This is a genomic window from Trueperaceae bacterium (genome assembly GCA_031581195.1).
Classification (GTDB): domain Bacteria; phylum Deinococcota; class Deinococci; order Deinococcales; family Trueperaceae; genus SLSQ01.
Map to the genome: position 1 here is coordinate 1 of JAVLCF010000029.1, position 22,164 is coordinate 22,164.

Sequence of the window (22,164 nt, forward strand, 5' to 3'; positions counted from 1 at the left end):
AGGTCGCCCGCCGCCGGCGGGCCGGGGATCGCGCCGTCGCGCATGCGGACCAGCGCCCGCTCGACGTCCGCCGCCTCGACGCCGGCCCGCGCGAGGGCCGCGAGGGCGCGCCCCGCGTCGTCGTCGCGCGCGACGGTGGGGCCGGACGCGATCAGGGCGGGGTCGTCGCCGACGACGTCGGAGACGATGCGGGTGTGGACGCGGGCGGGCGCCGCGAGGCGCGCGAGCCGCCCCCCGGCGAGGCGACCGAGCGCGCGACGGACGGCGTTGAGGTCGGCGACGTCGGCGCCGCCGCGCAGCACGGCGTCGGTGACCTCCGCCAGCCGCGCCGGGGGCAGGTCGGTCCCGTCCGCCGGGGCGGCGAGGAGGGCGCTTCCGCCCCCGGAAACCAGCACGAGGAGGGCGTCGTCGGGCCCGAGGTCCGACGCGAGGCGCGCGGCGGCGTCGGCGGCGCGCCGGGACCCGGGGCCGGGGACGGGGTGGTCGCCCTCGACGACGTCGAACCCGAGGCGGTCGGCGGCGCCGCCGGACGGCACCGCCACGACGCCGCCCGCGCTCACGCCCTGCGCGGCGTACGCGCGCGTGGCCGCGTCGGCCATCGCGAGGGCGGCCTTGCCGACGGCGAGCACCGCGAGGCGTCCGGCGGGCGGCTCCGGGAGGTGCCCGCCGAGGACCGCGTCGGGCGCGACGCCGGCGAGGGCGGCGTCGAAGGCGTCGCGCAGGACGGCGCGGGGCGCCGGGCGGGGGCCGGGGGGCGGCATGCCGGGTAGGATACCGCCATGTTCGGGATGTTCCGCCGCCAAGATCCGCACTTCAAGGAGGAGCCCGGCGCCCTCCTCGCCCGCGTCAAGACGCAACGAAGCGGCGAGATCGTGAAGGTCCGGATCTCGAAGACCAGCGAAATGAGCGCGTCGGGACGGGGCTACTTCGTCCGCAAGGCGCTCGTGGGCCCCGACACGTTCGACCAGGCGACGCTCGAGGTCACCACCAACCGAGCGCACAAGGTCGTCGACGCCACGGTCGACGGGGGCGAGCTCGTGCCGGTGGCGGCGTGGGCCGACTGACGGCGCCGCGGCTACTGGGCGCTGGTGAGGTCGGGCCGCAGGCGTTGCGCGTCGCGCAGGTAGACGTGGCGGATCTCGCGCTGGCCCTTCCGGGTGTTCAGTTGCAGCATGACCCGCACGACGCGGGGCAACCGGTTCGGGACGGGAATCTCGGTGTTGCAGATCAACGGCACCATGTCCATCCCGAGGTCGCGGGCGGCTTCGGCGGGAAACGTCGCGGTGAGGTCGGGCGTGGTGGTGAAGAAGATCGCGGCGATCGCCTCGTGGTCGTCCACGCCGTTCGCGTCCAGCATCGCCCGCAACAGCTCCCGGGTCGCCTCCAGGATCGCGTCGGGCGTGTCCTCATCGACCGTGATCGCGCCGCGCACGCCGCGAAGCCAAACGTCCATGCGCGACAAGGTAGCACGCCGCACGGGACGCACCGACCGGGGGGCGGGGCGTGAGCGCCGCCCCCGTCTTCCTCCTCACCGACTTCGGGACGCGCGACGTGTACGCCGGCGTCCTGCGCGCCGTCGTCGCCCGCGAAGCGCCGGCGGCCGCGGTGCACGACCTGACGCACGAGGTGCCGCCGCAGGACCTCCACGCCGCCCGCATCGCGCTGGCGTCGGCGACGCCGTCGCTGCCGGCCGACGCGGTGACGTGCGCCGTCGTCGATCCCGGCGTCGGCAGCGACCGTCGGGCGGTCGTGGTGCGCGCCCGTCGGCCCGACGGCGCGACGCTGTGGGGCGTCGGGCCGGACAACGGCCTGTTCTCGCCGTGGCTGGGGGCGAGCCGCCCCCCGTACGGCGGCGCGGTCCGGGCCGACGCCGCGTGGGTCCTCGACCCGGCCCGCGTCGGGGCGCCGGGCCCCGGCACGACGTTCGATGGGCGCGACCTGTTCGCGCCCGCCGCCGGGCGCCTCGCGCGCGGCGCGTCGCCCGAGGGGTTCGCGGACCCGTTCGACCCCGGCGAACTGGTGCGCCTCCCGGCGCCCGGCCCGGTCGCGACCCGCGACGCCCTCGAGGGGCGCGTGGCGTGGATCGACCGCTTCGGGGACGTCGTCACGAACGTCCCGATCGACGAACTCCCGGCGGGCCGCTTCGCCGTGGAGCTCGCCGGACGGCGGGTGGAGGGCCCTACGCAGGCATTCGCGGACGTCCCGCCCGGCCAGCCCTTGGCCTACCTGGGGTCGTACGGCGCGCTGGAGATCGCCGTCGCGGGCGGTTCGGTGGCGTCGGCGTGGGGCGTCGCGCTCGATCAACCGCTGCGCGTCGTGCCGCTCGACGGTGCCGACGACGCCGCGAACGCCGGCGCGCCGAACGTGCCGCCCTCCTGACGGACGTCCCGCTCCACGGCCGTCCCGGGACGGGCGTCGAGGACCGCGTCGGGGAGGGCCGCCTTCGCCGCGTCGAGGAGGGCGGGGCCGGCGCTGGGCCGGTGGGCGCCCTCGGAGAGGGCGCGGCGCCACCCGCGGGCCCCGGGCACGCCCCGCGCGAGCGCGATCATCGGCTTGACGACCGTCGCGAAGCGCGTGCCGCGCACGAGTTCGTCCTCGACGACGTCGCGCATCCCATCGATCACGGTGCGCAACGTCGGGGTGGGGTCGGTCGCCCCGAACAGGCGGCGGTCGACGTCCGCCCAGCGCATCGGCGCCTGGTAGGCGGCGCGCCCCACCATGACCGACGCGACGTCCGCGAGGTGCGCCTCGGCGGCGTCCAGGTCCTGCACGCCGCCGTTCGTCTCGATCACCAGGTCGGGGCGGTCCGCGGCGAGCCGCGCGACGGCGTCGTGCCGCAGGGGCGGCACCGTGCGGTTCTCCTTGGGGCTGAGCCCCTGCAGCCAGGCTTTGCGGGCGTGGACGGTGAAGCGGTCGGCGCCGGCCTCCGCGACGACGTCGACGAAGCGGCGCAGGTCGTCGTAGGCGTCGGCGTCGTCGATGCCGATGCGGTGCTTCACGGTCACCGGGAGGGACACCGCGGCCCGCATCGCCTCCACGGCGCGTGCGACGACGTCGGGGTGCGCCATCAGGCACGCCCCGAAGCGCCCGCGCTGGACGCGGTCGCTGGGGCACCCGACGTTGAGGTTCACCTCGTCGTAGCCGTACGCGTCGGCGAGTCGCGCGACGTGCGCGAGGGCGTCCGCGTCGTCGCCCCCGACCTGCAACGCGAGCGGCGACGTCTCGGGGGCGCGCGCGAGGTGGCGGTCGGCGTCGCCGTGCAGGACCGCCCCGGTCGTGACCATCTCGGTGTAGAGCAACGCACGGCGGGTGATGCGGCGCATCATCCGGCGGTAGGGCCGGTCGGTCCACGCCATCATCGGCGCGACGGAGAACCGCGGCGTGGGCGCGCGCGGCGTCACGGGACGGTCGGCAACCCCTGCCCGGGCGGGGGGACCCGCTTGGGTTTGCGGAAGGCGATGTCCTCCCACTCCCCCTCCTCGACGACGTCGAGGGCGGGGTTGCGCGCCCGGAACCAGGCGACGACCTCCTGCACGAGGTCGTCGGGGGTGGACGCGGCGCTGCTCACGCCGACCGTCGCGAGGCCCTCGAACCAGGCGGGGTCGAGGTCGGCGGCCCGCTCGATCCGGTGCGCGCGGGGGGTGATGCGTTCGGCGAGCTCCAGGAGCCGCATGCCGTTGCTGGAGTAGCTGCTGGTGACGACGACGAAGGCGTCGACGCGCGGCGCGATGCTGCGGACGGCGTCCTGCCGGTTCTTCGTCGCGTAGCACAGGTCGTCGCGCGCCGGCACGATCAACGACGGGAAGCGCTCGCGCAGCAACGCGACGGTGCGCATGGTGTCGTCGACCGACAGCGTCGTCTGCGTCAACACGACGACCTTCTCGGGGTCGGGCACCTCGACGGTGTGGGGGTCCTCGAGGGCGGGGTCGTGCGTGCGGTTGCCGAGGACCGACACGACGGTCGTGACGCCCGGCGCTTCGCCGCGCGTGCCGACGACCTCCTGGTGGCGGCTCGAGTCGCCGATCAACAGGATGTGGTAGCCCTCGCGGGCGTACTTCTTCGCTTCGCTGTGGACCTTCGTCACCAACGGACAGGTCGCGTCGATCGTCGTGAGGCCGAGCGTCTCGGCGCGGGCGCGGACGGCGGGCGACACCCCGTGCGCGCTGAACACGACGGTCGGGTCCAGCGTCCCGCCGGACGCCTCGACGTCGGCGGCGACGCCCTCGAGTTCGCCGAGGTCCTCGACGAAGTGGACGCCGTGATCGCTCTCCAGGCGGGACACGACGGTGTCGTTGTGCACGATGGCGTGGTAGACGGCGAGGTCGCCGCGCCCCTCCGCGCGGTTCTCGCGCGCCGCCTCCTCGACGGCGTCGATCGCCATGACGACGCCGGCGCAGAAGCCGCGGGGTTTGGCCAGGTGGAGGGTCTCGACCATGCGCGCAGCGTACCCGGCGGGGCGCCGGGTCGGCGTCGGCGGGACGGCGTCGCGGGTGGGCGTCGGGGGGCGGCCTCGGGGGGCGGCGTCGGTGCCGCGGCCACCCACGGGATTGCGCGTCGCCCGCCGGGGTGCTAGAGTCTGCTCCGCTCGGGGGCGATTAGCTCAGCCGGTTAGAGCGCGTCGCTGATAACGACGAGGTCGGTGGTTCGAGTCCACCATCGCCCACCAGGGGGGTCCCACCCACCCCCCAGAGAGGCTCCCCCGCCTCTCGAATCGAGGGCTCCCCCAGCCCTCTTTCCGGGGGCTCCCCCGCCCCCGGAGGATCCACCCCATCCCGGGAACGCGCCCCTTCGGGGGCGCGTTCTCGTGGTCGCGACGGGTGGGGGGCGAGCGCCGGCGCGAGGCGGCCGGGTCAGCGGGCCGCGCCGAACACGTCGCGTTTCGCGCCGAGCTCCAGCTCGAGGCGGACCGTCGTCCGGCCCCGCTGCACGGTGAGGTCGACCGGTTCGCCGATCGTCTTGCCGCGAATGACCGCCAACAGGTCGTAGAACGTGGGGGTCGCCTCCCCGTCGACGGCGACGATCACGTCGCCGCTCCGCTCGACGTCCACGACGTCCCCCTCCGGCCCGTACACCGGCGTCTCCTCGAACGACCGCAAACCGGCGGCCTCCGCCGGGCCGCCCGGCTGGACCTGGAGGACGATCGGTCCCGGCCGCCGCCCGAACGCCCGGGAATCGTCGCCGGGCACGTAATCGAATCCGGGCCGCCAGGAGAAGCCGATGACCGGCACGTCGCGGGACTCGCCCGCCGCGATGGCGGCCACGAGGTCGCTGGACGCCCCCACCGGCACCGCGTACGACGCGAACCCCGACGGGAGATCGAGCCCGCGCAGGAACGGCGGCACGTAGCCGTCGCCGGACGTGCCCTCCGCCGCGAAGCTGATGTAGCTGACGACGCCGACCGCTTCGCCGTCCTCGTCGAGGACCGGCCCGCCGGAATCGCCGGGCGCGAGGGCGGCGGTCATCTCGATCGTGTCGTCGGCGAAGTCGGCGCGGGAGGCCTCGACGCCGAGCCGGACGACCCGCCCGGCGCGGGCCGCGAGCACGTCGCCGCGGCTGTTGCCGATCGCGACGACGCCGTCGCCGCGACCGGGCGCGGCGTCCGCCAGCGGAATCGGGTCCACCTTCGTGTCGGTGGCGGCCTTCATCCACGCGAGATCGAAGTAGGCGTCGAACCCGACGAGGTCGAGGGCGACCTCGTCGCCGTCCGCCTCGATCCCCACGTAGCCGACGTCGCAAAACCCGACCGCGTCGTTCTCCACGACGTGGTAGGCGGTGAGGACGCCCCCGTCGGGCGTGACGTAGAAGCCGCTCCCCACGCCGAGCGCGCCGGCCCGTTCGCCGTCCGCACAGCGCGCCTCGATGCGCAACGCCGACGCCCGCGCCGCGTCGTACACGTCGGCCAGCACGCCGGTCGGCGCTTCGGGCTCCGGCGGGCGCGCCTGGACGTGCTCGAACGCGGTCGGGGGCGCCATGCGGGGCGTGAGCAGGCGCGCGCCGAGGTGCGGCGCGACGTTCAGCGCCAGCGCCAGCCCCACGACCGCCGCGAGGAGGAACCCGAACGGCGCACGGCGGCGGGGCGCGACCTCCACCGGGGGGACCGGTGCGAGGTCCCGCCCGGGGGCGTCGCCCGTCGCGTCGCCTGGGGGCGCGTCGCGGGAAGCGTCGAAGCGGTCGGGGTCGGGCGGCTCGTGCATGACCCGAGTATGCGGGACGCGGCGCCGCACGACTGTTCGCCAGCCGCCGGTTCCGGCGCGCTCGCGCCGGACGCGCCGCGGTATCGTCGCCCGCATGACGCCTCCCGACGCCGCCATCGACAACCGCGACGCCCCCGACTACGACGGCACGATCCGCGCCCTCGCCGACCGCCTCGCGACGTGGGCGGGCCCCATCGTCGTGGTCGCGCACGTCGACCCCGACGGCGACGCGTTGGGTAGCGCCCTGGCGTTGACGCGGGCGCTGCGCGCCAGCGGCAAGGACGTCACGCTGCCGATGGAGGTCCCCGCCTACCTGGCGTTCCTCGTCCGCGACGGCGAGACCCACGACCCGCTCGAAGCGCTCCCCGACGGAGCGCTGTTGTGCGTCCTCGACGTCGCCGACGAAGCGCGCGTCGCCGGCGCCCCGACCGACGGCGCCGCCTTCACGATCAACGTCGACCACCACGGCACCAACCCCCGGTTCGGGGACCTCGCGCTCGTGAACCCCAGCACCGCGGCGACCGCGATCCTCGTCAAGGACCTGATCGACGCGCTCCCGGTCGCCTGGACCGCCGACCTGGCCACCCCCTGCCTCACGGGCGTCCTGACCGACACCGGAACGTTCCGCAACGCCAACACCGACGCGCGCGCCTTCGCCGTCGCGCAGGACCTGGTCGGCTACGGCGTCGACTACGCCGCCCTGAGCGACCGGCTCCAGTGGCGCCCCCCCGGCTACCTACGCATGGTCGCCGAAGCGCTCGCGACGTTGCGCCTCCCCTTCGGCGGGCGCTGCGCGATGGCGGAGGTGTCGCTCGCCGCGAAGGCCCGCGTCGGGGGGGCGGCGGACGAGAACGACGACGTGATCGACGCGATCCGCTACGTCGAGGGGAGCTACGTCGCGGTGCTCCTGAAGCAGAAGGAGGACGCGGTCAAGATCAGCGTCCGCAGCCGCCCGCCCGTCTCCGCGCAGGCGATCTGCGTCGCGATGGGCGGCGGCGGGCACGTGCCCGCCGCCGGCGCGAAGCTCGAAGGGTCGGACCTCGACGCCGCCCGGGCGCGCGTCGAGCGCGAGGTCGGCCGGGAACTCGCCCGGCACGGCCTCGCCCCCGACGCCTGAGGCGTCCGGCCGCCCCGCCCCCCGCACGGGACCGCGAGGCGCGCCCGGCCCGGCCGACCCCGCGCTATCCTCGGGGCGTGCTGCAGGCCCTCGAGCTTCGCGACTTCGTTCTCGTCGACGCCGCCCGCCTCGACCTCCACCCCGGCCTCAACGTCCTCAGCGGCGAGACGGGGGCGGGCAAATCGCTGTTGGTCGACGCGCTCGGGTTGCTGACCGGCGTGCGCGCCGAGGCCGGCCTCATCCGCCGCGGGGCGGAGCGGGCGCTGGTGCAGGCGGAGTTCGGCGACGACGCCCCCCCGACCTCCGCATCGCGCGCGCTGGTGACGGAGGGCCGCAACCACGCGCGCCTCGACGGCGAACTGGTCACGGTCGGGGAGCTCGCCGACGCCGTCGGCGGGCGCGTCGCCGTCTTCGCTCAGCACGCCCAACAGGCGCTCCTCGCGCCCCGCGCGCAACGCGACGCCCTCGACCGGTTGCTCGACGACGACGGACGGACCGCCGCCGCGCGGTGGCGGGCGGCGTGGCGCGAACGCGCCGAGTTGGCGGCGGAGCTCGACGCGCTCCGCGAAGCCGCCCGCGAGCGGCTGCAACGCCGCGACCTGCTCGACCTGCAACTCCGCGAGATCGACGACGCGCAGCCGGTCGCCGGCGAGGAGGAGGCGCTCGCGACGGAGGCGCGGCGGCTGCGGCACGTCGACGGCATCCGCGACGCCCTCACCGGCGCCCGCACCGCCCTGGACGGCGACGAGGGCGCCCTCACGGCGCTCGCGGCCGCCCGCCGGGCGCTCGACGCCGCCGCGCAGCTCGACGCCGACCTCGAACCGCTCGCGCGGGACCTGCGCGACGCGCAGGCGGCGGCCGGCGCCATCCTCTCCGAGGTCGAGGGGGCCGGCGACGCGTTGGACGCCGACCCCGCCCGTCTCGACGCGGTCGAGCGGCGGCTGGCGACGCTGCAACGGTTGTTCGCCAAGTACGGCGACGGCAGCGCCGCGCTGCTCGCGCACCGCGAGGCGGTCGCCCGCGAGCGCGCGACGCTGGAGGCGGACGACGCGCGCGACGCCGACCTCGTGGCCCGCATCGCGACGCTCGACGCGGAACTCGAGGGGGTCGGGGCGCGCCTGAGCGCCGCCCGCCGGGCGGCCGCCGACCGCTTCGGGCGCGACGTCGCGCCGCTCCTGGAGCGCCTGGCGTTGCCGGGCGCGACGTTGCGCATCGCGGTGGACCCGGCGACGCCCGGTCCGCACGGTGCGGACACCGTTCGCTTCGAGTTCTCGGCGAACCCGGGCGAAGCGGTCGCCCCGCTCGCGCAGGCCGCGTCGGGGGGCGAACTCTCGCGCGTCATGCTGGCCGCCTGGACGTTGAGCGGTTCCGACCGCGCGACGCTCGTGTTCGACGAGGTCGACGCCGGCGTCGGCGGGGAGGCCGCGTGGGCGGTCGGGGAGCTCCTGGCGAGCCTCGCCGGCCGGCACCAGGTGTTGATCGTGACGCACCTCGCGCAGGTCGCCGCGCACGCCGACCACCACGTGGTGGTCGGGAAGCGCGAGCGGGACGGACGGACCGTGACCTCCCTCACCCCGCTCGACGAGGACGCAGCGCGCGAGCAGGAGCTGGCGCGGATGCTGGCCGGGCACGACGGGGACGCCGCCCGCGCCACCGCCCGCGACCTGCGCGCCCGCGCGCGGGCCGCGCGGGGTGCGGGCGCCGCCTGACGCGCAGCCGCCGTCAGGCCTGCGCCGCGGCGGCCTCCTCGTCGAGCGCGGTGAGGAGCCGGTCGACGTCCCCGGCGTCGGAGTAGTGCAGGAGGCTGGCGCGCACCACGCCGTCGGGCCGGTTCAGGTGCACGCGGGCGAGGCGTTCGGCGTAGGCGTGCCCGGCGGTCACGGCGATCGACCGACGCCCGAGGCGGGCAGCGACGTCCGCCGCGTCGGCCCACGGCACCGTGAAGGCGACCGTCGCCGTCCGGCCGTCGACGCCGGGCCGCCCGACCCGCACCGCCCCGCGTGCGTCGAGCCCCTCGAGAAGCCGCCCGCACAGGGCGGTCTCGTGCGCCTGAATCGCGGCGAACGCCGCCGCCCACCGCGCGCGGTCCGGAGCGTCCGCGGCCGCCCCCGCGAGCTCCCCGATCCACGCGAGGTGATCGAGCGCCGCCCCGAACGCCACGATCGCCTCGTGGTTCTGCGTGCCCGGCTCCCAGCGCAGCGGGCCGGCGGGGAGGAACGCCAACCCCCAATCGGCGAGCTCCGCCCGCCAGTCGGCGGCGATCCACAACGCCCCGAGGTGCGGTGCGACGACCTTGTAGGGACTGAACGCGACGGCGTCGGCGCCCCACGCCGCGGCGTCCGGGAGGCGGTGGGGGGCGTAGTGCACCGCGTCCACCACCAGGCGCGCGTCGCGCCCCTCGAGCCACGCGCCGACCTCGGCGACCGGCGCGTACGTCCCGATCAGGTTGCTGGCGGCGGTCATCGCCACGACCCGCACCCGCGCGTCCCAGAGCGCCGCGAGGTCGTCGAGATGCAGGGTGCCCTCGGCGTCGGGCGCCCACGTGCGGACCTCCACCCCGCGGCGCGCCAGACGCCGCCACGGATCGACGTTCGCGTGGTGATCGAGCCCCGTCACGATCACGACGTCGCCCGCCTCGAGGCCGTCGGCGACCGCTTCGGCGAGGAGGAACAGCAAGGTCGTCGCGTTCGCCCCGAACGCGACGCCGTCCGCGTCGCCGTGCACCCCGAGGAACGCCGCGGTGCGGGCCCGCACCGCCTCCTTCGCGTCCGTGACGCGCATCGAGGCGGGGTAGGCGCCGCCCTTGTTGACCTGCAGGGTCCGCATCGCGTCGTTCATCGCGTCCAGGACCCGTTCGGGAAGCTGCGCGCCGGAGGCGTTGTCGAGGAACGTGGTGTCGCCGCGCACGACGGCGGGGAACGCGGCGCGGACGGCGTCGAAGGGCACCTGCTGGGGTCGCGTCATGCACGGAGGGTACCCCGCGCGCTGGTAGCCTCCCCGCGAGGAGGTTCGCGATGTACGACGCCGAAGGCGAGCACGACGGAACGCCATGCCCGGCGTGCGGACGCACGGGCACGATCCGCTGGCACTTCGCGGAGGGCTTCGACGAGCTCGAGTGCCCCGCGTGCGGCTACCGAAGCGACGACGCCGACCTCATGGACTTGACGCGCGCCGCCCTGGACGTCCTCGAACGCGACGACGAGGAGACCGCGCCACCCCCGCGCGGTGACGCGTTGCGCGCCTGACCCGCGAGCGCTACGCTGCGGGCACGCGAAGCGTGGAAGGAGCGGACATGGACCCCGCGCGCGACCCCACCCCCACCCTGGATCCGGACGTCACGGTCGACATGGTGCTCGGGAGCGACGACATCCTCCGCGGCCTGAAGCACTACCGGCGGATCGCGAAGCAGGACCTGCTGCGCGCCGACGCGACCGAGGACCCCGACGCGTTCCGGCGGCACGCCGAAGCGCGCCGCGAGGTGTACGCCGAGCTGGCCGACCTGGCGTCGGCCCACCCGCCGGAGGCGGTCGCGAAGGCGGCGCTCGCGCGGTACGCGGCGTTGCCGTTCGTGACCGGCAGCGAGGCGCACGAACACGTCGCCGTGAAGGGCGCGGAGAACGCGCTCGAAAACTTCTTCCTGATGATCGGTCTCGCTCCGAAGGTCCGCCGCGAGGTACGCAGCCGGCGGCCGTCCACGCCACCCTCCGACGCGGACGCCTGACGCGGCGGCCGGGCGGCGGGGGCGTGGTAGAACGTCGCGCATGACGTTGGACGACGTCGCCCGCGCGGCGACCGAGAAACCCGCCGCCCTGCACGACCTCTCCGACCACGTGGTGTTCGGCGAAGGGCCCCCGGACGCCGACCTGATGATCGTGGGCGAAGCGCCCGGCGAGGACGAGGACCTGAGCGGTCGACCGTTCGTCGGCCGCGCCGGGCAACTGCTCGACAAGATCCTCGCCAGCGTCGACCTGGCCCGCGAAGAGGTGTACGTCACGAACCTCGTGAAGCGCCGACCGCCGGAGAACCGCAACCCGAGCCGCGAGGAGATCGCGGCGTCCGCGCCGCTGCTCGTGGACCAGATCAAGGTGATTCGGCCGCGCCTGATCGCGCCGCTCGGGAACGTCCCCACCCGCTGGTTCCTCGAGACGCAGGAGGGCATCACGACCCTCCACGGCACCTGGCACGACTGGAACGGCCTGCGCGTCATGCCGCTCTACCACCCGGCCTACCTGCTGCGGAACCCGAGTCGCGAGAAGGGGGGCGCGAAGTGGCGGATGTGGGAGGCGATGCAGACCCTCGTCGCCGCGCTCCGCACCCTGCCGGACGCCCGCGACCCCGTCGCGATCGACACCGCGAAACAACCGGAGTTGTTCTGAGGTGGCCGACCCCCGCTTCATCGGGCTCGTCCACAGCCTCCTCAGCTCCGCGCAGGCGGCGGTCGGGGAGCCCCACAGCCCCATGCACCGCCACCTCGAGCGCGACGGCGTGCACGCCCGCCGCACCGCGACGCGGAGCCTCGGCCTGCTCGAGCTGCTCGCGGAGAAGACGGCGGGCAACCTCGACGAGACCGAACGCGCGGCGTTGCACGATGCGCTCACGCGCGTCCGGGAGGCGTTGGCCGCCGTCGACCCGGACGGCGCGACGCGCGACGGGGAGGTCGAACTGCCGACGATCCTGCCCGGGATCCGCGACGAATGACGCGCCCAAGCGCGCGCACGGGGGGCGGCCGGTGAGGGCGGTCGTGCAACGCGCACGCGACGCGTCGGTCGCGGTGGACGGCGTCCCGGTCGGCGCGATCGAGCGGGGCCTGGTGGTCCTGGTGGGCGTCGCACGGGGCGACGGCGACGAGGACGTCGCGAAGCTCGCGGCGAAGCTCGCGGGCCTGCGCATCTTCGACGACGACGCGGGCCGCATGAACCTCGACGTCGCCGCGGTCGGCGGAGCGGTGCTCCTCGTCAGCCAGTTCACGCTGCAGGCCGACACCCGCAGCGGGACGCGGCCCGGCTTCTCCCCCGCCGCGCCGCCCGAGGCGGCCGAACCCCTCTACGCGGCGCTCGCCGACGCCCTCCGGGCGCGCGGCCTCCCGGTGGAGACCGGGCGGTTCGGTGCGGCGATGGAGGTGCGCCTCGTGAACGAGGGGCCCGTGACGATCTGGCTCGATACGCGCGAGCGGATGGGGGCCCCCGCATGGACGTGACCTTCGCGCTGTTGAACGTCGCGACGCTGCCCTGGTGGGCGTCGATGCTGTTGTTCCCCCGCACCCCGGCGACCGTCCGGATGGTGACGTCGGTCTGGCCGTTCGTGGGGTTCGCCGCGGCGTACGCCGCGCTGCTCCTCGCGACCCTCGCGGGGGGCGGGGCGCCCGCCTCGCTGGAGGCGTCCGCCCTCGCCCGGACGCTGGCGAGCCCCGCGGGGTTCCTGACGGTCTGGGCGCACGTCCTGGCGCTCGACCTGTTCGCCGGCACGTGGATCTTTCGCGACGCGCGGTACTACGGGCGTCTGCCCCGCGTCGAGCTGCTGCTCACCTGGTTCGCGGGGCCGTTGGGCCTCGGGCTGTACCTGTGGCGGCGCCGCACCTGGCGTGGACCGGGCGGCGCTCGGGTGGTGAACTGAGCGGCGCCGCCGCTCAGCCCTCCGCCAGCGCCCGCCCCGTCGGCAGCGACGTCGCGCCCTCGAAGGCGTTGACCTCTTCGATGAAGCGCCGGAACAGGTAGTTCGCGTCGTGCGGTCCGGGGCTCGCCTCCGGGTGGTACTGGACGCTGAACACCGGGTAGCGGACGTGCGCCATGCCCTCGAGCGTCCCGTCGTTGAGGTTGAGGTGCGTCGCGCGGAACTGGTTCCCGGGGATCGTGTCGACGTCCACGGCGTAGTTGTGGTTCTGGCTGGTGATCTCCACCTCGCCCGTCACGACGTTCTTCACGGGCGTGTTGGCGCCGTGGTGCCCGTGCCGGAGCTTGTACGTCGTCCCACCGACCGCGAGGCCGAGGAGTTGGTGCCCCATGCAGATCCCGTAGGTCGGCACGAGCCCCAGCATCTGCCAGACGGTGTCGTGCGCGTACTTCGGGCCGTCGGGGTCGCCGGGCCCGTTGCTGAGCACGAGACCGTACGGGTCGAGCGCCATGATCTGGGCGGGCGTCGTCTGCGCCGGCACGACGATGACCTCCGCGCCGGCCTGCTCGAGCTTGTAGACGATCGAGTGCTTGATGCCGAAATCGATGACGACGACGCGGGGCGTCTCCCGGAACGAGGGGCGGGCGTACGGCAGCGGGGTGGTGACCTCCGGCGTCATGTCGCGCCCGTCGATGTCCTCGTGCGCCGCGGCGCGCGCGACGAGGGCGGCCGCCTCGTCGTCGTCGACCGCGCCGTGGTGGATGACGCCCTTCACGACCCCGCCGGTCCGCAGGCGGCGCGTCAGCGCGCGGGTGTCGATCCCCTCGATCCCGACGATGGCGTGCTGCTCCATGAAGCTCTGCAGGTCCTGGTGGGCGCGGTGGTTGCTGGCGGTCCGCGAGAACTCGCGGACGACGAACCCCCGCGCGAACGGGCGGTTGGACTCCATGTCGTACACCGACACCCCGTAGTTGCCGATGTGGGGGTACGTCATCGTCACGATCTGACCGTGGTAGCTCGGGTCGGTCAGGATCTCCTGGTACCCCGTCATGGAGGTGTTGAACACGATCTCGCCGACCGTGTCCCCCGGTACGCCGAAGGCGTACCCGCGGTACAGGGTGCCGTCCTCGAGGGCGAGGACGGCGGGGGGCTTGTTCAGCAGCGCCATGCCACCTCCTGAGGCGGCATGCTAGCACCCCGGCCCGAGGGCGCCGTGCCCCGCGGGACGAACCGCGCGCCGCGATTCGCTATGGTGCCGCCGGGAGGTGCCCCGTGTCCGACGCATCGGACGGCCTGGTGCTGCACCACGTCAGCGTGCACGGCCTCATCCGTGGTCACGATCTGGAACTGGGGCGCGACGCCGACACCGGCGGGCAGACGACGTACGTCGTCGAACTCGCTCGGGCGCTCGGCCGCCACGAACGCGTGGCGAAGGTCGTGCTGTTCACCCGCCTCGTCGACGACGAACGCGTCTCCGACGAGTACGCCGCCCCGCACGAGACGCTCGGGCCGGGCGCGTCGCTGGTCCGCATCCGGGCCGGCGGCGGCCGCTACCGCCGCAAGGAGACCCTCTGGCCACACCTCGACGCGTTCGTGGCCGGCCTGATGCGGTACTACCGGGAGACCGGCGAGACGCCCGACCTGATCCACGGCCACTACGCCGACGCGGGCTTCGTCGCCAAGGAGGTCGCCGCACGGCTCGGCGTGCCACTGATCTTCACGGGGCACAGCCTGGGGCGCAACAAACGCCGGGTGCTGCAGCGCGCCGGCGTCGACGACGACGCGATCGAGGCGCGCTACCACGTCCGCCACCGCGTCGAGGTCGAGGAGGACCTCCTGCGCAGCGCCGACCGGGTGGTCGCCAGCACCCGCCACGAGGTGGAGCACGGCTACGAACTCTACGAGGCGCACCAGCACGCCGACTACCTGGTGCTTCCACCCGGCACCGACGTCGAGCGGTTCTACCCCTGGACGTACGACGTCGACGAGTCGATCGACCCGGGACCGGAGATCGTCGAGGCGCGCGTCCGGATGCGCCGCGAGTTGGACCGCTTCCTGAGCGACCCCTCGAAGCCGCTCATCCTGGCGATCAGTCGGCCCGACAAACGCAAGAACATCGACGGGCTCGTCGACGCGTACGGCACGAACAAGGAGCTGCAGAGCCTCGCGAACCTGGCGATCTTCGCCGGCGTGCGCAAGGACATCGAAACGATGAGCGACAACGAGCGCGAGGTCCTCACCGACCTGCTTCTGCGCATGGACCGCTACGACCTGTACGGCAAGCTGGCGCTGCCGAAGCGCCACGATCCCGACACCGACATCCCGGTCCTCTACCGCCTCGCGGCCCAAACGCGGGGCGTGTTCATCAACCCCGCCCTCGTCGAGAACTTCGGCATCACGCTGATCGAGGCGTCCGCGTCCGGCCTTCCGGTGGTCTCCACCGATCACGGCGGCCCGAAGGAGATCCTGGCGCACTGCGCGTCCGGTCTGCTCGTCGACGCGCGCGACACCGAAGCGATCCAGCGGGCGCTCACGTCGATCCTCGTCGACGAGGAGGCCTGGGACCGCTACAGCCGCGCGGGCGTGGAGGGGGTGCGCGAGCACTACAGTTGGCGGGCGCACGTCTCGACCTACCTCGACGCCGTCGCTCCGCTCGCCGACGCGCCGCCCGAGGTGCCGTGGCGCGGCGCGGTCGGTCGCGACCTGCTGGCCGCCGACGCGCTGCTCGTGAGCGACATCGACGGCACCCTGATCGGTGGGGACGACGACGCCGCCGCCCTCGCCGAGCTCACCGACGCGCTCGCGGCGAACGGCGTCGCCTTCGCGGTCGCGTCGGGACGCCGCCTCGAGCTCGTGGAGGCCGCGATCGCCGACGGCCTCCCCGACCCGCTCGCGCTCGTCACGGACGTCGGCAGCGACGTGTTCTACGGCCCCGAGCGACGACCCGACCCGGGCTACCGGCGGCGGATCACCCGGGATTGGGACGCGGACGCGGTCCGCGCCGCCCTGCTCGAGGACGGCCTGACGCCGCAGGAGGACGCCGCGCAGACGCCGCGCAAGGTCAGTTTCCTGCTGGACGACCCAGGCCGCCTGCCCGAGGTGCGCGCCGCGCTCGACGCGCGCGGGCTGAAGGCGCGGTTGATCGCGTCGCACGGCGCGTACCTCGACGCCCTGCCCGAGCGGGCGGGGAAGGACGCCGCCGTGCGTTGGTTGGCGGAGACGTGGGGGTTCGATCCGAAACGGATCGTGGTGGCGGGCGACAGCGGCAACGACGAAGCGATGCTGAGCGCGAAAACGCCGGCGATCGTCGTCGGGAACCACCACGGGGAGCTCGCGCACCTGCGGGGCCGGCGCGGCATCCGCTTCGCCCGCGCGACGCACGCCGCCGGCGTCCTCGAGGGGTTGCGGGCGCTCGGCTTCGTGCGCTGACGCCGCGTCAGGCGGGCAGGGTGGCGTCCGTCGCGACCGTGTGCGGCGCGACGCGCGCGCCGGGCGCCACGGTGCAGCCGGCGAGGTACGCCCCCGCCCCGACGTGCGCGCCCGCCCCGACGCGCGTCCCGCGCTCCAGCACGACGCCGGGCTCCAGCACCACGTCGGGCGCCAACGCGACGTCGTCGTGCAGGAACGTCGTGCCGGGCGCCCGGAAGGTGACGCCGGCCGTCATCCAGCGCCGCGCGAGGCGCGCTTGGGCGATCGCTTCGAGGCGCGCGAGGTCGCGCCGGTCGTTGGCGGCCGCCGCGTCGTCGGGATCGGCGAGCGGGGCGGCGCGGACCGGCGCGCCGTCCGCGACGCTGGCGGCGGCGAGGTCGGTCAGGTAGACCTCCCCCTGCGCGTTGTCCGCCCCGAGCGCCGCGAGGCGCGGCCACACGTCGGGCCCGAGCACGTAGGTGCCGGCGTTCGTCTCCCGCACGGCGCGGGTGGCGGCGTCCGCGTCGGCCTCCTCCACGATCCGCGCGACGCCGCCGTCGGCGTCCCGGACGATGCGCCCCAAGCCGCTCGGGTCGCTCGGAAACGCGGTCGCGACCGTCACGCCCGCCCCGGGCGCCGCGCCGCCGGCGTGGACGCGCGCGAGGTCGTCGAGGGTCTCGGGACGCACGAGCGGCCCGTCGCCGTTCAGGACGAACGTCGCGGCGCCCGCCTCGACGGCGTCCGCCACCGCGTCGCGCGCGGCGGCGAGGGCGTCCCCCGTCCCGCGGGGCTGGGCCTGCCGAACGAAGCGGACGTCCTCGTGCGCGAGGGCGGCCCGGACGTCCGCCTCGCCCGCCCCGACGACCACGACGACGTCGCCGACGCCGGCGCCGTGCGCGGCGCGGACGACGTGCCCGACCATCGCGCGGCCGGCCACCTCGTGCACGACCTTCGGGCGTTCGGAGCGCATGCGCGTCCCCTGCCCCGCGGCCAGGATCACCGCGACGGAGGCGCCCGCGATCACCGTTTCGCGCGCTGGGTCAGGCGTTCGCGGCGGGGGCCGGCGTCGGGATCCATCCGCACCAACGCGTACGCGGCGACGAGGATCAGGGGGACCGACACGAGCTGCGTGAGGGTGAACAGCCCGACGCCGGCCGACGCGTTCTCGACCACCGGCAGGAACAGCGGGTTGTCGCGGAACGGTTCCTCGATGACGCTGCGCAGCAGCGAGTAGCCGAGCACGAAGACCGCGAACACGAACCCGGGGGTGCGGCTGCGGCGGAACGCCCACGCCAACAGCGGGATCAACGCCACACCGACGAGGGCGCCGTAGATCGGCGTGAGGTGCACCATGCACGCCTCCCCCGCCGGGACGTTCGCGCAGACGGGCGGTGCGTACGCCCACAGGTCGTCCCCGAAGATCACGCGCCCGACCGCACCGAACGTTTCGGTGCCGCGTTCGGGCCACGCGACGCCGATCGGCCACTCCGTCAGGCGCCCCCCGGTGTCGGTCCCGTTCATGACGTTGCCGATCCGCCCCCCGATGATCCCGAACGCGCCGATCGGCGTCAGGACGTCCAGCACCGACCAGGGCCGAAGTCCGCGCCGGGGGCCCAGCACGAACACGGCGAGGGCGATGCCGATCACGCCCCCGTGGATGCTGATGCCGCCCTGCCAGATGGCGAACGCCGACGCCGGGTCGCCGCCGGGCCCGAAGAACGGCCCCGGGCTGGTGAGGACGAACACCAGGCGCGCGCCGACGAGGCCGGCGACGACGAGCCACGGCGCCAAATCGAGGAGGGCGTCGGCGTTCATGTCGCGGCGGCGCGCTTCGCGGAGGCTCCACGTCGAGCCGATCAGCACGCCCGCGACGATCAACAGCCCGTACCAACGCAGCGCCAGGGGCCCCAGTTCCAGGAGAATCGGATCCATCGAAACCTCGCTTCCGTCTCGCGGGCCCAAGCCTAGCCCACATCGAACCGCGACTCACGCCAGGGCCGGCACCATCACGACCGCCATCGCGACGAGCACGAGCGCCTTCGCGACGACGCCGCCGACCGTCCCGGCGAACGCGCCGATCCCGGCGCGGACGGCGTCGCGGCCCGAGCGCCCGGCGAGGACCTCCGCGGCGACCGCGCCGACCAGCGCGCCGACGAGGAACCCGAGGGGCGGGAACGCGAGCAGGCCGACGAGCGACCCGACGACGCCGCCCCAGAAGCCGGCGCGGCCCGCCCCCCCGAGCTTCGCGCCGACCGCGCCGGCGATCAGGTCGACGGCCTGCGCGACGACCGCCAACGCCGCCACCCACACGAGCGGCGCGACGCCGACGACCTCGAACCCGCGGATCCAGGCGGCGGCGAGCGCCCCGACGGCGACGAGCGGCACGCCGGGCAGGACGGGGAGGATCACGCCGGCCAACCCCACGAGGAGCGCGACGGCGAACACCGCGTACGCCAGAACGACCGCGGCGCTCACGCGTGCCAGCCGCCGGGGTCGCCGCGACCTTCGCCGCGCAGGACGTCCAGGGCGTGCGGTAGGACCGGAAGGACCGCCTCGAGCGACTCCCGCGCGCCCTTGACGCTGCCGGGGAGGTTCACGATCAACGTGCCGCCCCGGACGCCGACCACCGCGCGCGACAGGGCCGCCTTCGGGGTCGCCTGCATCCCGACGGCCCGCATGCGTTCGGCGAGGCCGGGCACCTCGCGGTCCAGCACGTCGCGGGTCGCTTCCGGCGTGCGGTCGCGGGCGGCGAGGCCGGTCCCGCCGATCGTGAGGACGAGGTCGGCGTCGCCGCCGTCGCACCACAACCGCAGGCGCGCCCGCAGGCGGGGGCGTTCGTCGGGCAGCAGTTCGTAGCCGACCTCCTCGAACGGTGCGCCGTCGAGGGCGGCGCGGACGGCGTCGGCGGCGGTGTCCTCCCGTTCGCCGGCCGCGCCCTTGTCGGAGAGGGTCAACAGGACCGTGCGGTACATCGACGGCCAGGGTACCCCGCGGCCGCGCCACGGTCCGCTGCGGTAGGGTGCGGCCGCGTTCCGCGGCGCGGCCCCGTCGAGGGGCGGGCGCCGGCGCCCGCGCCGCGTGCGCGGGACACCCCCTCCAGGAGGCATGCGGTGAAGATCCACGAGTACCAAGCGAAACGCCTGATGGCCGAGCGCGGCCTCGCGGTCCCCGAGGGCCGCGTCGCGACGACGCCGGAGGAGGCGGTCGCGGCGGTCGGTCCGCTCGTCGAGGCGGGCGGCTCCAGCGTCGTCGTCGTCAAGTCCCAAATCCACGCCGGCGGGCGCGGCAAGGGCCGCTTCCTCGAGCACCCCGACGTCGCCGGCGTCAACGTCGTCACCGACGGCATCGAGGGGGGCGTCCCGTCGGCCGAGGCGAAGGTCCGCGCGTTGGCGGAGACGATGCTCGGCTCGACGCTGGTGACGGTGCAGACCGGCGAGGCCGGCACGCCCGTCCGGCGCCTGTACGTCGAGCAGGGCGTCGCCATCGCCCGGGAGCTGTACCTCTCGGTCCTCCTCGACCGCGCGACCGGCCGGAACCTGATGATGGCGTCGACGGAGGGCGGCACCGAAATCGAGGAGGTCGCCGACGCGACCCCCGAGAAGATCCTGCGCGAAACGATCGATCCGGCGGTCGGCCTGGCCGACTTCCAGGCCCGACGCCTCGCGCTGGCGCTCGGCCTGCAGGGCGACGCGGCGAAGAACGGGATGGCGTTCATGAAGGCGCTCGCGGCGTTCGCCGCGGAGATGGACACCGACCTCGTGGAGATCAACCCCCTCGTCGTCACGGAGGACGACCGGGTGTTGGCGCTCGACGGGAAGATGGGGTTCGACGACAACGCGCTGTTCCGCCACCCCGACGTCGCCGCGCTCCGCGACGAGGACGAGGAGGACCCCGCGGAACGCGAAGCGGGCGCCTACGGCCTGAGTTTCATCAAGCTCGACGGCAGCATCGGGTGCCTCGTGAACGGCGCCGGGCTGGCGATGGCGACGATGGACACCATCCAGCAGGTCGGCGGCGAGCCGGCGAACTTCCTGGACGTCGGGGGCGGCGCGACGACGGAGAACGTCACCGCCGCGTTCAAGATCATCACGCGCGACCCGAACGTCAAGGGGATCTTCGTCAACATCTTCGGAGGCATCATGAAGTGCGACGTCATCGCCGAGGGCGTCGTCGAGGCGGTCCGGCAGGTCGGTCTCGACGTGCCCCTCGTCGTGCGCTTGGAGGGAACGAACGTGGAGCTCGGGAAACGGATCATCGACGCCTCCGACCTGGACGTCGTGAGTGCGGAGGACATGAAGGACGGCGCCCAGAAGATCGTGGAGGCGGCCCGATGAGCGTGCTCGTGGGGCGCGACACGAAACTGCTGGTGCAGGGCATGGGCGGCGCCGGACGGTTCCATACCGACAAGGCGATCGCCTACGGCACGAACGTCGTCGCCGGCGTCCACCCCGGCAAGGGGGGGACGCACCTGCGCTTCGAGGGGGACACCGACGCCAGCGGCGTGCCCGGGCGCGACCCGACGTACGCCGTGGACGTCCCCATGTTCGAAACGGTCCGCGACGCCGTCGCGGCGACCGGCGCGAACGCCAGCGTCGTGTACGTCCCGCCGGCCGGCGCGGCGGACGCGATCCTCGAGGCGGCGGACGCCGGCCTGGCGTTGGTCGTCGCGATCACCGAAGGCATCCCGGTGCAGGACATGGTGACGGTGAAGCGGGCGCTGCAGGGCACCGCGACGCGGCTGGTGGGGCCCAACTGCCCCGGCGTCATCACGCCGCACGCCTGCAAGATCGGGATCATGCCCGGCTACATCCACCAGGGGGGCCGGGTCGGCGTCGTGAGCCGCTCGGGGACGCTGACGTACGAAGCGGTGAAGCAGTTGAGCGACGTCGGTCTGGGCCAAACGACCGCCGTCGGCATCGGCGGCGACCCGGTCAACGGCACGAACTTCGTCGACGTCCTGGCGATGTTCCGCGACGATCCCGCCACCGAGGGCGTCATCATGATCGGCGAGATCGGCGGGACGGCGGAGGAGGACGCGGCCGCCTGGATCGCCGACCACCTCGACAAGCCGGTCGCCGGCTTCATCGCCGGGACGACCGCCCCGCCCGGGAAACGCATGGGGCACGCCGGCGCGATCGTGTCGGGCGGCAAGGGCACGGCCGACGCGAAGATCGCGGCGCTCGAGGGGGCCGGCGTCGTGCTGGCGGAGACCCCGACCGACATGGGGGCGGCGATGATGACCGCCATGAAGCGCGCCGGCTTGGCCTGATGGAGGCGCTCGTCCGCCGCATCGCGGACGAGGGAACCGTCGCGCCGAACGGGCTGTTGCGCGTCGACGGGTTCGTCAACCACCGCCTGGATCCCGCCTTCGTCCTGGAGGCGGGGTCCGTCCTCCGCGCGCGGCTCGAGGCGGCTGGCGCGCCGCCGCCCGACCTGATCCTCACCGCCGAAGCGTCGGGCGTCGGTCCGGCGTTCGGGGTCGCCGCGGCGTGCGGCGTGCCGCTGGTGGTGGCCCGCAAGCGGGTGCCGGCGACCTGGGCGCCGCCCCTCCTGCGCCGCGACGCGGTCAGCCGCACGCACGGCGACGTCGCGACGTTCGCCGTGCGCGCCGACCGCCTCCCGGCCGACGCGACCGTGTGGCTGATCGACGACGTCCTGGCGCGCGGCGCGACGCCGGACGCCCTCGCGCACCTCGCGGCCGACGCCGGCGCGCGGGTCGGTGGGGTGGGCGTGTGGATCGAGAAGGCGGCCGACGGGGGGCGCGCCGCGCTGGCGGAGGTCGGAGCGCCGGTCGTCGCCCTGGCGCGCATCGAGGCGCTGCACGCCCCCGGCACG

At 74.9% G+C, this 22,164-nt stretch carries 25 protein-coding genes and 1 tRNA gene; 15 read left to right on the top strand and 11 right to left on the bottom strand.

Going from position 1 to position 22,164, the window contains the following annotated elements; all coding sequences use genetic code 11:
* Nucleotides 1-761, bottom strand: a 761-nt coding sequence (locus RI554_04155; GenBank protein ID MDR9391202.1) for a DUF4147 domain-containing protein, incomplete at its 3' end; no start/stop codon positions are given.
* Nucleotides 762-779: 18 nt separating this feature from the next.
* Between RI554_04155 and RI554_04160 the strand changes: the two genes are divergently transcribed.
* Entirely contained in the window at nt 780-1,064 is a 285-nt protein-coding gene (locus tag RI554_04160) for a hypothetical protein (GenBank protein MDR9391203.1), read from the top strand.
* A gap of 11 nt (nt 1,065-1,075) precedes the next feature.
* Here RI554_04160 and aroH read toward each other — a convergent pair whose 3' ends face one another.
* Complete coding sequence (aroH, locus tag RI554_04165; GenBank protein ID MDR9391204.1) at nt 1,076-1,453, bottom strand: chorismate mutase; 378 nt, start codon at nt 1,451-1,453, stop codon at nt 1,076-1,078.
* A gap of 50 nt (nt 1,454-1,503) precedes the next feature.
* Here aroH and RI554_04170 point away from each other — a divergent pair, with 50 nt between their 5' ends.
* Nucleotides 1,504-2,379, top strand: coding sequence for an SAM-dependent chlorinase/fluorinase (locus RI554_04170; GenBank protein ID MDR9391205.1), 876 nt, complete (start codon nt 1,504-1,506; stop codon nt 2,377-2,379).
* Here RI554_04170 and dusA read toward each other — a convergent pair.
* The gene (dusA, locus tag RI554_04175; GenBank protein ID MDR9391206.1) at nt 2,301-3,401 is read right to left on the bottom strand and encodes a tRNA dihydrouridine(20/20a) synthase DusA; all 1,101 of its coding nucleotides are present in this window, start codon (nt 3,399-3,401) and stop codon (nt 2,301-2,303) included. The genes RI554_04170 and dusA overlap by 79 nt on opposite strands.
* Entirely contained in the window at nt 3,398-4,435 is a 1,038-nt protein-coding gene (gene ispH / locus RI554_04180) for a 4-hydroxy-3-methylbut-2-enyl diphosphate reductase (GenBank protein ID MDR9391207.1), read from the bottom strand. The genes dusA and ispH overlap by 4 nt, the downstream gene beginning before the upstream one ends.
* A 154-nt stretch (nt 4,436-4,589) precedes the next feature.
* Here ispH and RI554_04185 point away from each other — a divergent pair.
* Nucleotides 4,590-4,666, top strand: a tRNA-Ile gene (locus tag RI554_04185).
* A gap of 184 nt (nt 4,667-4,850) precedes the next feature.
* Here the strand turns inward: RI554_04185 and RI554_04190 are convergent.
* Entirely contained in the window at nt 4,851-6,194 is a 1,344-nt protein-coding gene (locus RI554_04190) for a S1C family serine protease (GenBank protein MDR9391208.1), read from the bottom strand.
* A 94-nt stretch (nt 6,195-6,288) separates the two neighbouring features.
* Here RI554_04190 and RI554_04195 point away from each other — a divergent pair, with 94 nt between their 5' ends.
* Nucleotides 6,289-7,311 carry a bifunctional oligoribonuclease/PAP phosphatase NrnA gene (locus RI554_04195; protein ID MDR9391209.1) on the top strand — a complete coding sequence of 341 codons (1,023 nt, stop codon included), beginning with the start codon at nt 6,289-6,291 and terminating at the stop codon, nt 7,309-7,311.
* Between the two features lie 77 nt (nt 7,312-7,388).
* Nucleotides 7,389-9,020, top strand: a complete 1,632-nt coding sequence (gene recN, locus RI554_04200; protein ID MDR9391210.1) for a DNA repair protein RecN — start codon at nt 7,389-7,391, stop codon at nt 9,018-9,020.
* 13 nt (nt 9,021-9,033) lie between these two features.
* On the opposite strand, the gene RI554_04205 is transcribed toward recN, so the two are convergent.
* Nucleotides 9,034-10,275 (bottom strand): aminotransferase class V-fold PLP-dependent enzyme, encoded by a 1,242-nt coding sequence (locus tag RI554_04205; protein MDR9391211.1) that lies wholly within the window; start codon nt 10,273-10,275, stop codon nt 9,034-9,036.
* A gap of 50 nt (nt 10,276-10,325) precedes the next feature.
* Between RI554_04205 and RI554_04210 the strand changes: the two genes are divergently transcribed.
* From RI554_04210 to RI554_04235, 6 genes are read left to right on the top strand one after another with little or no spacing between them, the layout of a single operon-like run.
* Nucleotides 10,326-10,556, top strand: coding sequence for a YheV family putative metal-binding protein (locus RI554_04210; GenBank protein ID MDR9391212.1), 231 nt, complete (start codon nt 10,326-10,328; stop codon nt 10,554-10,556).
* Nucleotides 10,557-10,603: 47 nt separating this feature from the next.
* On the top strand, nt 10,604-11,032 hold the full coding sequence (locus tag RI554_04215) for a hypothetical protein (protein ID MDR9391213.1): 429 nt from the start codon (nt 10,604-10,606) through the stop codon (nt 11,030-11,032).
* A gap of 40 nt (nt 11,033-11,072) precedes the next feature.
* Nucleotides 11,073-11,687: a uracil-DNA glycosylase gene (locus RI554_04220; protein MDR9391214.1), complete on the top strand. Its 615-nt coding sequence runs from the start codon at nt 11,073-11,075 to the stop codon at nt 11,685-11,687.
* A 1-nt stretch (nt 11,688) separates the two neighbouring features.
* Nucleotides 11,689-12,009: a DUF1844 domain-containing protein gene (locus RI554_04225; protein ID MDR9391215.1), complete on the top strand. Its 321-nt coding sequence runs from the start codon at nt 11,689-11,691 to the stop codon at nt 12,007-12,009.
* Nucleotides 12,010-12,052: 43 nt separating this feature from the next.
* Nucleotides 12,053-12,508: a D-aminoacyl-tRNA deacylase gene (gene dtd / locus RI554_04230; GenBank protein ID MDR9391216.1), complete on the top strand. Its 456-nt coding sequence runs from the start codon at nt 12,053-12,055 to the stop codon at nt 12,506-12,508.
* Nucleotides 12,499-12,924: an ABA4-like family protein gene (locus tag RI554_04235; GenBank protein MDR9391217.1), complete on the top strand. Its 426-nt coding sequence runs from the start codon at nt 12,499-12,501 to the stop codon at nt 12,922-12,924. Before dtd ends, RI554_04235 begins: the two co-directional genes overlap by 10 nt.
* Nucleotides 12,925-12,937: 13 nt before the next feature.
* Here the strand turns inward: RI554_04235 and carA are convergent, their stop codons facing one another.
* The gene (gene carA, locus RI554_04240; protein ID MDR9391218.1) at nt 12,938-14,089 is read right to left on the bottom strand and encodes a glutamine-hydrolyzing carbamoyl-phosphate synthase small subunit; all 1,152 of its coding nucleotides are present in this window, start codon (nt 14,087-14,089) and stop codon (nt 12,938-12,940) included.
* A gap of 104 nt (nt 14,090-14,193) precedes the next feature.
* On the opposite strand from carA, the gene RI554_04245 reads away from it, so the two are divergent.
* A complete protein-coding gene (locus tag RI554_04245) occupies nt 14,194-16,350 on the top strand; it encodes an HAD family hydrolase (GenBank protein MDR9391219.1) in 2,157 nt (718 codons plus the stop codon).
* A 7-nt stretch (nt 16,351-16,357) separates the two neighbouring features.
* On the opposite strand, the gene RI554_04250 is transcribed toward RI554_04245, so the two are convergent.
* Genes RI554_04250 through RI554_04265 form a run of 4 tightly spaced genes read right to left on the bottom strand, consistent with a single transcriptional unit; the run spans nt 16,358 to nt 19,301 of the window.
* Nucleotides 16,358-17,353, bottom strand: coding sequence for an NTP transferase domain-containing protein (locus RI554_04250; protein MDR9391220.1), 996 nt, complete (start codon nt 17,351-17,353; stop codon nt 16,358-16,360).
* Entirely contained in the window at nt 17,350-18,261 is a 912-nt protein-coding gene (gene lgt / locus RI554_04255; GenBank protein MDR9391221.1) for a prolipoprotein diacylglyceryl transferase, read from the bottom strand. Before lgt ends, RI554_04250 begins: the two co-directional genes overlap by 4 nt.
* 54 nt (nt 18,262-18,315) lie before the next feature.
* Nucleotides 18,316-18,804, bottom strand: coding sequence for a DUF456 domain-containing protein (locus RI554_04260; GenBank protein ID MDR9391222.1), 489 nt, complete (start codon nt 18,802-18,804; stop codon nt 18,316-18,318).
* Complete coding sequence (locus tag RI554_04265) at nt 18,801-19,301, bottom strand: MogA/MoaB family molybdenum cofactor biosynthesis protein (protein MDR9391223.1); 501 nt, start codon at nt 19,299-19,301, stop codon at nt 18,801-18,803. Before RI554_04265 ends, RI554_04260 begins: the two co-directional genes overlap by 4 nt.
* 138 nt (nt 19,302-19,439) lie before the next feature.
* On the opposite strand from RI554_04265, the gene sucC reads away from it, so the two are divergent.
* The 3 genes from sucC to RI554_04280 all read left to right on the top strand — a co-directional run.
* On the top strand, nt 19,440-20,663 hold the full coding sequence (gene sucC / locus RI554_04270) for an ADP-forming succinate--CoA ligase subunit beta (protein ID MDR9391224.1): 1,224 nt from the start codon (nt 19,440-19,442) through the stop codon (nt 20,661-20,663).
* Nucleotides 20,660-21,598, top strand: a complete 939-nt coding sequence (sucD, locus tag RI554_04275) for a succinate--CoA ligase subunit alpha (protein ID MDR9391225.1) — start codon at nt 20,660-20,662, stop codon at nt 21,596-21,598. Before sucC ends, sucD begins: the two co-directional genes overlap by 4 nt.
* On the top strand, nt 21,598-22,164 hold a 567-nt coding region (locus RI554_04280), incomplete at its 3' end, for a hypothetical protein (protein ID MDR9391226.1). The genes sucD and RI554_04280, both read left to right, overlap by 1 nt.

Coding starts and splice junctions, on each gene's coding strand:
- RI554_04160 (MDR9391203.1), top strand. CDS start 780: ATGTTCGGGATGTTCCGCCGCCAAGATCCGCACTTCAAGGAGGAGCCC.
- aroH (MDR9391204.1), bottom strand. CDS start 1,453: ATGGACGTTTGGCTTCGCGGCGTGCGCGGCGCGATCACGGTCGATGAG.
- ispH (MDR9391207.1), bottom strand. CDS start 4,435: ATGGTCGAGACCCTCCACCTGGCCAAACCCCGCGGCTTCTGCGCCGGC.
- RI554_04190 (MDR9391208.1), bottom strand. CDS start 6,194: ATGCACGAGCCGCCCGACCCCGACCGCTTCGACGCTTCCCGCGACGCG.
- RI554_04195 (MDR9391209.1), top strand. CDS start 6,289: ATGACGCCTCCCGACGCCGCCATCGACAACCGCGACGCCCCCGACTAC.
- RI554_04205 (MDR9391211.1), bottom strand. CDS start 10,275: ATGACGCGACCCCAGCAGGTGCCCTTCGACGCCGTCCGCGCCGCGTTC.
- RI554_04210 (MDR9391212.1), top strand. CDS start 10,326: ATGTACGACGCCGAAGGCGAGCACGACGGAACGCCATGCCCGGCGTGC.
- RI554_04215 (MDR9391213.1), top strand. CDS start 10,604: ATGGACCCCGCGCGCGACCCCACCCCCACCCTGGATCCGGACGTCACG.
- RI554_04220 (MDR9391214.1), top strand. CDS start 11,073: ATGACGTTGGACGACGTCGCCCGCGCGGCGACCGAGAAACCCGCCGCC.
- RI554_04235 (MDR9391217.1), top strand. CDS start 12,499: ATGGACGTGACCTTCGCGCTGTTGAACGTCGCGACGCTGCCCTGGTGG.
- carA (MDR9391218.1), bottom strand. CDS start 14,089: ATGGCGCTGCTGAACAAGCCCCCCGCCGTCCTCGCCCTCGAGGACGGC.
- lgt (MDR9391221.1), bottom strand. CDS start 18,261: ATGGATCCGATTCTCCTGGAACTGGGGCCCCTGGCGCTGCGTTGGTAC.
- RI554_04265 (MDR9391223.1), bottom strand. CDS start 19,301: ATGTACCGCACGGTCCTGTTGACCCTCTCCGACAAGGGCGCGGCCGGC.
- sucD (MDR9391225.1), top strand. CDS start 20,660: ATGAGCGTGCTCGTGGGGCGCGACACGAAACTGCTGGTGCAGGGCATG.